The sequence below is a fragment of the Argonema antarcticum A004/B2 genome (assembly GCF_023333585.1).
Lineage (GTDB): Bacteria > Cyanobacteriota > Cyanobacteriia > Cyanobacteriales > Aerosakkonemataceae > Argonema > Argonema antarcticum.
In genome coordinates, this window is the sequence record NZ_JAIQZN010000029.1 from 62,152 (window position 1) to 73,216 (window position 11,065).

General features: G+C 45.3%; 11 protein-coding genes and 1 tRNA gene. 8 read left to right on the plus strand and 4 right to left on the minus strand.

The window, feature by feature from the left end; translation table 11 throughout:
• The first annotated feature begins 12 nt into the window (after positions 1-12).
• Positions 13-246 carry a hypothetical protein gene (locus LAY57_RS14650; protein WP_249067512.1) on the plus strand — a complete coding sequence of 78 codons (234 nt, stop codon included), beginning with the start codon at positions 13-15 and terminating at the stop codon, positions 244-246.
• 8 nt (positions 247-254) lie between these two features.
• On the opposite strand, the gene LAY57_RS14655 is transcribed toward LAY57_RS14650, so the two are convergent.
• On the minus strand, positions 255-545 hold the full coding sequence (locus LAY57_RS14655) for a hypothetical protein (RefSeq protein WP_249067518.1): 291 nt from the start codon (positions 543-545) through the stop codon (positions 255-257).
• A gap of 20 nt (positions 546-565) precedes the next feature.
• Here LAY57_RS14655 and LAY57_RS14660 point away from each other — a divergent pair, with 20 nt between their 5' ends.
• The 7 genes from LAY57_RS14660 (at position 566) to LAY57_RS14690 (ending at position 7,378) form a co-directional block, all read left to right on the plus strand.
• The gene (locus tag LAY57_RS14660; RefSeq protein ID WP_249067519.1) at positions 566-1,183 is read left to right on the plus strand and encodes a COP23 domain-containing protein; all 618 of its coding nucleotides are present in this window, start codon (positions 566-568) and stop codon (positions 1,181-1,183) included.
• 161 nt (positions 1,184-1,344) lie between these two features.
• Complete coding sequence (locus LAY57_RS14665; protein ID WP_249067520.1) at positions 1,345-2,160, plus strand: S1 family peptidase; 816 nt, start codon at positions 1,345-1,347, stop codon at positions 2,158-2,160.
• A gap of 132 nt (positions 2,161-2,292) precedes the next feature.
• Positions 2,293-3,210 carry a S1 family peptidase gene (locus tag LAY57_RS14670; RefSeq protein ID WP_249067521.1) on the plus strand — a complete coding sequence of 306 codons (918 nt, stop codon included), beginning with the start codon at positions 2,293-2,295 and terminating at the stop codon, positions 3,208-3,210.
• 120 nt (positions 3,211-3,330) lie between these two features.
• On the plus strand, positions 3,331-4,956 hold the full coding sequence (locus LAY57_RS14675; RefSeq protein ID WP_249067522.1) for a C1 family peptidase: 1,626 nt from the start codon (positions 3,331-3,333) through the stop codon (positions 4,954-4,956).
• A 103-nt stretch (positions 4,957-5,059) separates the two neighbouring features.
• Positions 5,060-5,614, plus strand: a complete 555-nt coding sequence (locus tag LAY57_RS14680) for a hypothetical protein (RefSeq protein WP_249067523.1) — start codon at positions 5,060-5,062, stop codon at positions 5,612-5,614.
• 44 nt (positions 5,615-5,658) lie between these two features.
• Positions 5,659-6,183, plus strand: coding sequence for a hypothetical protein (locus LAY57_RS14685; protein ID WP_249067524.1), 525 nt, complete (start codon positions 5,659-5,661; stop codon positions 6,181-6,183).
• A gap of 46 nt (positions 6,184-6,229) precedes the next feature.
• A complete protein-coding gene (locus tag LAY57_RS14690) occupies positions 6,230-7,378 on the plus strand; it encodes a CAP domain-containing protein (RefSeq protein ID WP_249067525.1) in 1,149 nt (382 codons plus the stop codon).
• Positions 7,379-7,512: 134 nt separating this feature from the next.
• On the opposite strand, the gene LAY57_RS14695 is transcribed toward LAY57_RS14690, so the two are convergent.
• The 3 genes from LAY57_RS14695 to glyQ all read right to left on the minus strand — a co-directional run bounded on the left by LAY57_RS14695 (position 7,513) and on the right by glyQ (position 10,897).
• Positions 7,513-7,599: transfer RNA gene (locus LAY57_RS14695), tRNA-Ser, on the minus strand.
• Positions 7,600-7,649: 50 nt separating this feature from the next.
• Positions 7,650-9,953 (minus strand): ComEC/Rec2 family competence protein, encoded by a 2,304-nt coding sequence (locus LAY57_RS14700; protein WP_249067526.1) that lies wholly within the window; start codon positions 9,951-9,953, stop codon positions 7,650-7,652.
• 35 nt (positions 9,954-9,988) lie between these two features.
• Positions 9,989-10,897: a glycine--tRNA ligase subunit alpha gene (glyQ, locus tag LAY57_RS14705; RefSeq protein ID WP_249067527.1), complete on the minus strand. Its 909-nt coding sequence runs from the start codon at positions 10,895-10,897 to the stop codon at positions 9,989-9,991.
• Positions 10,898-11,065 lie beyond the last annotated feature (168 nt).

Here is an 11,065-nt window from a genome sequence, read left to right on the forward strand (position 1 = left end):
TAGGATGTAGAAATGTCATCAGAATCTGACAATCCGCCAACTACCATTAACGAAATTTTCGCCCGGATTGAGAGCCTTCTGCTTGAAACTTGGCAAGAAACGGGCTTTGGGTGTTTGACCATCGAAAGCGATCGGCCCAAAGATAAAAAAATTCGGATAATTATCAAGGGTGGCACTCATTATCGGTATGTTATTACTGATGAAGAAGTTGTGAGGTGGGCTGGAAACAAATCTTTACGATCGTAATTCTACCCCTAGTGGTATAATTCATGCAAATGCTGGAGTGAGGCAGATGCCCACACCGCAAAAAGCATCCATAAAGGGTTCAAGATGCTAGCTTGAGGCGTAACGGCTAAAAGCAGGGACGCTGTACGATTGTAAGTATCGACAGCAAACAACTTTAAATCAATTAAATATTCAGAGAACCTAGTCTGTGACGGATGTGAGTTTCGCGGGGCTGGGGAAATGGCAAATTTAACCATTTCCCCAGCTTTTTGTCTTGTTAAGTTCAGTTTTTTCCTTGTTTGTTGTTGATTTGTTTTCACTTTTGGAGTTTTCAATCGCTATGAAACGACAATTGCTAACACAAATTCTGGCAGCAGGATCGATCGCACTCGCCAGCGGAAGCATAACCAGTCAACCCAGTCAAGCGCAAAGTACCACTTTTTTCTGCGGTGCAAGCCAAGGTAAACCAGCCACGATCGCCCAAACCCCACGCGGCAATATCCCTGTAATTGTTTGGGTTTCGCAGTATTTCACCCGTTCTGGATTTAACCCTCAAGCCCGCTGCGAAGATGTATCCAGCAGATTCCAAAGTTTTTACAGCCAAGGCGCTTTGAACTTCATCACCGCCGGAATTGTCAACGGTCAACCAGTGGTCTGCGCTACTGGTGCAGCAGGTGGCCCTTGCAACAACACCAATGTTTTGTTCACGCTCAAGCCTGGGGAAAACGCCGCCCGCGTAATTCAAGGATTACACCAAATTCGGGGCGGTGCATCTAGGCCACTTTACGAAGGCACGAGGCGGCGTAGCAGTTCTAGTTCCGACTCGATTAATGTTAACGATTTCCTCAACAACGCCCCGGTAGAAGCAGAAGCTTCCGCCAGCAGTCCCGAACCAAATAATGCAGCCCCGGCGATGAGTCAGCCTTCTTCTGCACCTGCGGGCGGTAATGCTTGGTAAGAAACTGCCACTAGCTAGGCCAAAAACCCGGTTTTTCTAAAAAACCGGGTTTCTTGAACCGGGAGGGCGAAGCATTCGGGTCAAAAAATTGTTGCCGATCGCGATCGATAGTCACTCCGTCAGGCTTCGCCCCTACACAATACCCTAGCCCCGACGCTCAAATGAACTGGTCTTTATCTATCCTCATCGCTTGTATTGGCAGTTGTCTAATCTATCTGCCAGTACAGGCAATTCCTCACAATGTTGCTGCACCAGCAATTCCCGTGTCACCCGCACTATCGCCAGAACAAGTGAGGGAGGTAGCAAGATCGATCGCAGTCAAAGTTTTATGTGGCGATACTTGTGGATCGGGAATTTTAATCGCCAAACAAGGACAAATTTATACTGTACTGACCAACGATCACGTCCTGACAGCCGGATACGGAAAGCCATATCGCATTCAAACTCCTGACGGACGCATCTACCCAGCAACGGTATTAAGGGCGAGTGGGTTTGGTGGTGACGATTTGGGGTTGTTGCAATTTGGCAGTTCCGCTAGTTACAGATTGGCATCTTTACCAGTTTCTTCAACATTGGCGGTAGGCGATCGCGTTTTTGCAGCTGGTTTTCCAGTGGAAGCTGAGGAGTTTGTCTTCAACAGCGGGGAGATTTCTTTAATTCTCGATCGGGCTTTAGGTGGGGGATATCAAATCGGTTACACCAACGATATCCAAAAAGGAATGAGTGGTGGCCCGGTGTTGAACGATCGCGGTGAAGTGGTGGGAATTAATGCCATCCACGCTTATCCGCTTTGGGAAAGACCTTATGTATTTAAGGATGGTTCTATACCTTCCGCACCAATGCAGCAAGAGATGATGCGACTGAGTTGGGCAGTTCCGGTGCAAACTTTTTTGGAATTGGGAGGGCTTAAGTCCTCACTGCGAACGGTGATTCGGGAACGACCGAATAGTTCGCATCAGCCAGAATTGCTTTGGTAAAAAAAGGAGTTACACAAGTGACACGATACTTAACCGATTTTCTAGGTACGTTGTTGCGCTTTAGCGCTCTTATTTAGCTAAGACAGCGCAGCAACCTACCTTTGTTTTTAACGTAATTTGGGAGATAGAAAGATGAAATTTTATGACGCGCTTCCATCTGTATTAGCCGGTACTGCTATGGTGAGTGCGATCGTTGTGATGCAGCCTGCGATCGCTGTTGCTTTGACTGGGGTACAAGTTAACGATATTGCCCGTGAAGTTACGGTTTTAATTCGGGTGGAACAGGGTGACGGACATGGTTCGGGAGTCATTGTTGCTAAAGATGGCAACACTTATTACGTACTCACTGCCAATCATGTTGTAGAGGATTCGGGTAAATATCGGATTGTCACTGCTGACAAAGAGCCTCACGAACTCGATTACAGCAAGGTAAAGCGTTTACCTGGAGTTGATTTAGCAGTAGTGTCATTTACCAGCAATAAAAATTATCCAGTTGCAAAATTAGCCAATACGGAAACGGTAAAGCAGGGTCAATCGATTTTTATTTCCGGGTGGCCTGCGCCTAGCCAATCTATCACTGAAGTTACTCGCCAATTCACTCCTGGAAGTATCTCCAGTATTTTAGAAACGCCTCGGCAAGATGGTTATTCAATAGTCTATACTTCCGTTACCAGGCGTGGCATGAGCGGTGGCCCGGTACTGGATACAAACGGTCGCGTCATTGGTATTCACGGTTTAGGAGATGCAGAGACGCGAGAGGCAGTTCGAGAATCATCTCCTGATGCCGAAACTATAGCTTCGGTAGCCGATTTAATCAAGTCTGGTTTTAATTTGGCGATTCCGATTAATACTTTTTTGAGGTTAGCGCCTCAGCAAAATTTGTATTTGGCATTGCAGGTAGAAAACTCTCCAACTCAGGATTTGACAGTAGCTTATACTCCTCCTGCACAACCCGATTCTCGCGATCGCATGGATATCAAAAATATTTTTGGAACGCTTCGCGAGGGTGTGGATACTTTTCGGCAAATTCGGGGTATTTTCGGTCGTTAGCTCGATATTGATGGGAGCGATCGAGATTGCGATCGCTCTTTTCTTGCTATTAAGTGGCAAGTTTTACCAATCAATCATTTTTCTGATGTCTGAATAATATTTTTATCTGTGAGGTTGTCTATGCGTCGATTTCGCTTTTGGGCTATAGCTATTATCATTTTTTTATCAGTAATAGCAATAGCAGGCGTTCAAAAGTCTTTATCCAATTCTAGTAATACTCTACAAGCGCAAGTTGATATTTTTGATAATAGGAATGCCAATCCGAGTCAGAGTAATTCGCAAGTTCAGACATATCAAAATTCTGACTGGATTTTAGAATTTCCGATATGGCCTGTGTGGAATGGTGTTTGTAAAAATGCTAACTCAACAACAATTTCACTACTTTTAACAGGTTCTTCTTTTAGTGGACAGCTTTCTTGGGAGTGGAATAATCAACAAGCTTATGGATCTGTCAATGGTGCTATTAGTGGCAACAATGTACAGTTAAATTTTACACCTCCTTCTATTGGAGGCTATTCAATAACGCTCAACGGTTCAAGGAATGAAAAAGGAGAATTTGTAGGAACTGCAACAGTAGTAGATGGATGGTGTAAGGGAAAGGCGGCTCCTTTTATATTAAGGTCGCAATCCGCTACTCCCCAAAACATAGAAGAAAAGCGAGCTTTCCGTAAATCTGACCAACAAGTAGCAGCAGAATTAGCTGCACTCCGAGAACGGGGAAGGCGAGAAGGTTGGTCTTTTGAAGTAGGAGATAGCCAAGCCTTCAGAATTTTGCTTGAACTTTTGACGGGAACTCGCATTCCTCAAAATTTTAGACCTACTTTGATTAATATTTTTTCCATTTTATCCATTCTAATTGAGGACTCTTCACGAAATTCTCCTCCCTCAAGACCACCTCAACCTACTCCTGTTCCCGGTCAATTACCGGCTCAATTTGATGCTCGTGAATGGAATGTAGTTCCTGAAATCAGAAGTCAAGGAACTTGTGGTAGCTGTTGGGCATTTGCTGCTGTGAGTGCCAACGAAATTACCTATAGTTCCCGCTATCAACAACCAAATAGCAACCTTAACCTCAGTGAACAACAACTTCTCTCTTGCAATCGTCAAGGCTTTAGCTGTAATGGTGGATTTGTTACAGACAAAGATTCTGACTATCGTTACGAATCTGGCTTAGTAGGAGAACAAATCTATCCCTATGAAGGTCGAGAATCTCCTTGTAGAAGAATGAGCAGACCTGCATCTGGCAATTTGTACGATATCAAGGCATTTGATTTCGTTCTAGCTCCAAGTGATGACCCAGGTTCTCAAGCTAGTATCACCAGAATCAAGCAAGCTATCTATACCTACGGAAGCGTCTGGGCTGGCGTTTATGCAAGTGATGCTTTCCAAGCATATAAAGGGGGAATTTTTAATTCTTGCACTAACAGCCGACCTAACCATGCAATTAATATTATTGGCTGGGATGATGCAGGCGGCTACTGGATCGCTCGTAACTCTTGGGGAAGTGATTGGGGAGAAAATGGTTACTTCAAGATTAAATACGGTTGCAGTCAAATTGGTGCCACTGCTGCTGTTCCTAAATTGCCGCAACTGTCAGATTGTACAGGTAACAATTGTCAACCGAGAAATTCTAGTACTCCCCCTTGGTTAAGAGGAAATGCTCCTTCTCCCGTTCCGCCAACTCCTGTCCAACCCAATCCCGATCCTATTTCGCCAGACAACACATCGCCACAGCCGTTGTGGTGAAAATAGCTCTTTGAATTCGCACAAGTGCGACGCGATCGCACTTATCACCCACTTAATTTAAGTGCGATCGCTCTCCCAAAACTATCATTTAACGAGGTAAACTATGCGTCAAATTGTATTGTGGTCGATCGCCCTAACTACCTGTTCCATTGCAGCAGGATCGATCGCCTTCCCAGCCACTCAACTAGATTCAATTACTTTAGCACAAGCCGAACAAGTGATTGGGCCAGCCAATCTTACTGGCGAATGGGTTATCAAGACACAAGACTTCGATTTAAATTACGATGGTTCAACTCTTACTTGTATTCCTGTACCTAATAGTCAATTACTTTATCCACTTTCACTCAACCAAAATGGCGACAAAGTAGTGATGAGTCCGGCTGCTAACGCTAAAGAAATTTATACTTCATTTGACGGTAGCGGAACAATGTCCGGCAATCAAGTTACTCTCGACTCAGACTTTGTAACTGTGTCTGGAACAGTCAGTAGCGATGGGAATCAGATTGCTGGAACATTAGACTGTAGAGGAGTTATTCTGCCTTTTACAGCAACTCGCAAAGGTTATCAAACATCAAACACTTCCTCACCAGAAACTATTCAACCACCTTCTTTTGATAATGCTTCTCCAAATTCTACGCCACCGGGAATGCTTTGGTAAATTCGAGCGATCGCTTTCGTCAATTTTGTTATCTGAGGTCAATAATGCGTCAAATTAAATTATGGTCGATCGCCCTAACTACTTGTTTCATTCCAGTAGGATCGATCGCCATCCCACCTACTCAACTAAATTCAATTATTTTGGCACAAACCGAGCGATCGCCAACTCAATTCAATCTCAGCGGTAAATGGGTAATAAAAACACAAAATTATCGCGTTGGCGAGGATAATATTACTTGTATTACCGAACCCAATACTGAACTTACCATAGAGCCAATTCTCACTCAAAATGGTAATCAAATAGATGCCGATCCAATGACCCTAATCATTAACGAAGGTTCGATATCCGGCAATTCAGTTTATCTTAGAGGAGAAATATTTTCGCTCAAGGGAACTATTAGTAATGATGGTAATCAAATCACTGGAACTTTCACTTGTAGCCCACTAACTCAACCTTTCACAATGACGCGAAAAAGTGTTCAGCAATCCGGTAATGCACCACAACAACCTATTCAAGCACCATCCGATAACCAGCCACAAAACTCTAATCCATCGGAAATGCTTTGGTAAATGGGTGCGATCGCACTCCCAAAAGTATCATTTAACGAGGTAAACTATGCGTCAAATTGTATTATGGTCGATCGCGCCACTCGCCCTACTAATGACTTTCTCTACCAAGTATGCGATCGCTCAATTTCCTAACCGAGAGACGATTGTATTAGCGCAAAGAAATAATTGGGAACAAGCAGTAATTGGCGAGATAAATCGAGTACGAGCAAATCCAGCCGCCTATGCTGCCGAATTGGAACGGTTAAGACGATATTTTGATGGCAATTTATTGAGAATACCGGGCAAAATTCCCGTCCGAACTCAAGAAGGCGTAGCGGTTGTTGATGAAGCAATTCAATTTCTGCGATCGACTCCTCCTGCACCACCGCTTAGTTTATCGAGCGGAATTTCCCAAGCAGCGAGAGATCATGTCAACGACCAAGGGCCAAAAGGCAGTATCGGTCACGGTGGTAGCGATGGTAGCGACCCATTTAGTAGGATGAGACGCTACGGTTCAGCACAAGGTCTGCAAGCAGAAAATGTTAGTTATGGCCCCGATTCACCCCAAGATGCGGTCATGCAATTAATTATTGATGACGGAGTACCCAATCGCGGACATAGAGAAAGCGTTGTTAACCCAAATTTTCGCGTCGCTGGTGTTGCTTGCGGTTCTCACGCTCGTTTTAGATCGATGTGCGTTATTGACTATGCCGCAGCTTTCACAGAAAGAGATGGAACTGTCACGGGACAAAATTCAAATATTGATAATTCTAACACTCGCCCTCCCAGGCAAAATCGCAATCCTTCTGTCAGTATCGATCGGCCCAGACCTAGAGTAGCTGATAATTATTGTGGTTCTGGGATTGTTAGTGAACCTACAATAAGAACCGACAGTCACGATAGTTCGCCTTACAAAGTTTGGTTTGACTTTAGGCGGGGTCAAGAAGTTAGTTCATCCGTCTGCGGTCGTCAATATTGGGTTAAAGAAGACGGCAATCATTACAATTACAGTATTCCTTTTGTTTATTTAGTTGATGGACGAGGAACTTGTGTCGTTCCCTATCTTTATAGAGAAACAAATGATGGCGATTTGGAAGTAGTAAGACCTGCTCCTGAATGTTCTGGTGGTTATCAAAGATCGAATGCCACACCACGAATTCAACCACCCTCCAATAATCAGCCATCGAGAGATAATCCATCGGAAAGGCTTTGGTAAATGGGTGCGATCGATCTTTTTTTTGTGCTGGTGAGAGAAAGGGCGGCAGCGAGTGCAAACATAGAATTACAGCCAATATCCAGAATGCGATCGGGCCGCAGAGGTTTTGAAAAAAAGTAGCCTTGTCCTTTGAACGGAGAGGGTGGGATTTGAACCCACGTTGACGTTACCGCCAAAGCGCATTTCGAGTGCGCCGCATTCAACCACTCTGCCACCTCTCCAATAGGTGCGATATATATCTTAGCACTTTTGCAGGGATTTGTCAGCCTGTTTAAAACAGGGAAGTTTCGTTTTCTGTTGATTCCCGCGTTGTCTCAAATCCCCCGCTGGGAGTCCATTGGATGGCTCCATCGCGGCCTGTGCTGTAAACTTGTGCTTTAGCTTTACGCAACTGGGTAGCAGTATCTGAATCAATTGAGTTAGATGAAGCGATCGCTACTCCTGGTTGTAGCACTTTTAGCAAATTTGGCGTTAAACGCTCTCCCGACCACCAAAGCACTAGAGACTTTGGCAATCCTCCTTTGGTTGCTAACGCCTTTTGTAGATCTGGCTGAAGATACCCAAGCAATAACCAACTCTGTTCTTTAATCTGGAACTGCAACACAGGCAATTCAGCATTGATTAACTTCACAGTTGTGGAGCCAATTTGCACAGTTTGACCAGTTGCCAAAGTTTGGTAAATTCCCTGACGGGCTTGGACTGCGGCCACAATAGAAGACTGATTGGTAGAGTCTGCTTTTGGGCTAGGATTATCGTAAAAATTCGCAATAGGTAAGCGCTCTAAAATTGTAGCCCATCCACTGTTCGCCGTCTGCTGGGAGTTGGTAGCGTTCGCCTCAGTGCGGATCGCCCAATCAATTTTATTAATGCCTTCCTGCTGCAAAAAAGGTAGCACAGCAAAACGGGCTGTATTGGCATCTCCACTATTAATTAATGCCACTTTACCACTGTCTTGGATTAGCATTACAGGTTCTCTAGCTGTTGCTAGTACAGTTACTCTAAATAATGTGGCTTTGGTTTGCCAAACTGGGATAATCACTAAAGCGATCGCCACAATAAGAGCCAACCACCAACGGCGATGCAACCAACCCACAAGCCAAACCAAGCAAATCAGCCCGTAGAGTGCAATCAACTGTACAGTAGAAATAGCTCCAACGGCTACAGAATTTCCTGGTAACTTGCCAAAAAATTCGACTAATAAAATTAACCAGTGGGCGGGGTAGTATAGCAGCCCAGCTAAAGCGCTTCCTGCCAAAGGCCAAACCAATGCTGCGATCGCGCTAATAAATCCACCGATGCTAATAATTGTTACAAGTATGGTACTGATTACATTTACTAGGATGCTATAAGGAGAAATTACTTTAAAGGCATACAATTGCAGTGGTAGCGTCCACAAGGAAGCTGCAATAGGAATCGCTATAACCGAAGCTAATACTGGCGGTAACCAGTCCATTCCTTTCATTAAAGCTGGCACTGTAACCAACAATCCCAATGTTGCCAGAAAACTCAGTTGAAAACTCAAATCCCTAATCCAGAGGGGGTCGAACAGGAGTAAAAGGGTGGCACTAATTAGCAACGAGTTTAATGGCTTCATTTTCCTCTGGGCTACAAGAGCGATTAATGCCCCAAATCCCATGACCGCAGCTCGCAGCACTGGTGCTTGTGGCCCTGCCAAACCCAGAAAAAAAGCTATAGCTAGAACACCGCTGCCGAATTGCGTCCGCGCTGACAACCGTCTGGTCAGTGTTAAGACAATGCCCAGAATCAAGGATACTTGAAAGCCAGATGCTGCTAAAGCATGAGCCAAACCAACCCTGGCAAACATATCTCTAATTTCGGGAGACAGGTACAAGTTTACTGTCTGGCTTCCCAGAACCATCGCACTGACAAATGGCCCTTCGGGGACGCCCAACCAACGAGTTTGGGAGCGGATAATTCTCTGCCGGATAGTCCACCATCCCCATTGGGAAGCTGCCTCTTCATCGGCCAAATTAACCTGACGACCTTTAAGACCTGCAAAAGCGCCTTCTTGAGCTAGGTAAGCTTTAAAATCAAAGCCGCCTGGATTTGCGGCGGGTTCGGGTTTGTATAGAGTGCCTGTAACTGCGATCGCTTCATCTGGATATAAAGCAGTACCTTGTAGTAAGGGCACTGTCACGTATAGCTTCCCCGTGACTTCTTTGCCTATATCCATCGGGCGATCGCTTCCCACAACTTCGTCTAGCTGAGTCGCCTTTAACCAAAACTGAACTCTTTGATTGCGGGTAAGGCGGGGCATACCTTCAACTTTACCCCGTACCGTGACCACCTGTTGCAGCGCCCGATCGTTCTGACTAATATCATTAGCCGCCGGATGTGGCACCCTTGCCTGGAAATATAGGCTTGCTAGCAATCCCACAAAACCAGCTGCCAGCCATAACCACGATTTGGGGCTTTTTCGCCACAAACGCGGTAGCACTGCGGCGGCTCCGACCCCTAAAGCCAGTACAGCATAACCTCCCCAGGTAAATGCTGTAGACAATAGGCCAATAATATAGGCCAGACACAGAATGATACCGCTAGTGGCTGCACTCATGATCGGTTCTTAGAAAGGCTTCTCAGTTGCTGTTTTTAGGATACCAATTGAACTGATGACTGCTGTTCAGTCTGCTGTCCTCTCAGTAATGGAAAACCCAATTTCTCCCGTTGTTGTAAGTAAACTTGGGCCACTTGTCGGGCTAGGTTGCGAATTCTGCCTATGTAGCGAGTCCGCTCAGTTACCGAAATAACTCCTCTAGCATCCAACAAGTTAAAAGTATGAGAACACTTGAGAACGTAGTCAAGACTTGGTAGAACAAGTTCTCGCCCGATTAGTTGCTCTGCTTCCTGCTGATAAAGGTTAAACAGGGTAAACAGCATATCTGGATTGGAAGCCTCAAAGTTATAGATACACTGTTCTATCTCACCCTGGAGGTGAACATCCCCATAACTAAGCTCATCCGTCCAGCGAATCTTTGCGATCGCATCCGTCTCTTGAAGATACATTGCCAGTCGCTCCAGTCCATAAGTGATTTCGATGGATACTGGACGACAATCAATCCCGCCACACTGCTGGAAGTAAGTAAATTGGGTAATCTCCATCCCATCTAGCCAGACCTCCCAACCTACTCCCCAGGCTCCTACCGCTGCATCCTCCCAGTTATCTTCGACAAAGCGAATATCGCGATCTTCTGGACGGATACCCAGCGCTCTCAGAGAATCCAGATAAAGTTCTTGGATATTCGGAGGCGTTGGCTTAATCAGTACTTGGTATTGGTAGTAGTGCTGATAGCGGTTCGGATTTTCGCCATAACGTCCATCCCCAGGACGGCGACAAGGCTCGATATAGGCAACTGCCCAAGGTTCGGGGCCGATCGCTCTTAAAAATGTATGGGGATTTTTGGTGCCTGCTCCTTTCTCCATATCGTAGGGCTGGGCAATGAGGCAGCTGCGATCGCTCCAAAACTTATTTAGCTCGGCAATGATCGACTGAAAGTTCACAGATTTTTTCCCCGCAAGACTAGCCTGCTGTTTGATTTACTCAATCATTGTGCCCTAAAAACCTTCGCCTGAGCGGTTTTGAGACTTTCTCAAACTTTTTTGAATTTCCCCCTTGACAGGAGATAGTGGAATTGTTATATTGATTAAGCGGTCGGGAAAGCACAGCGC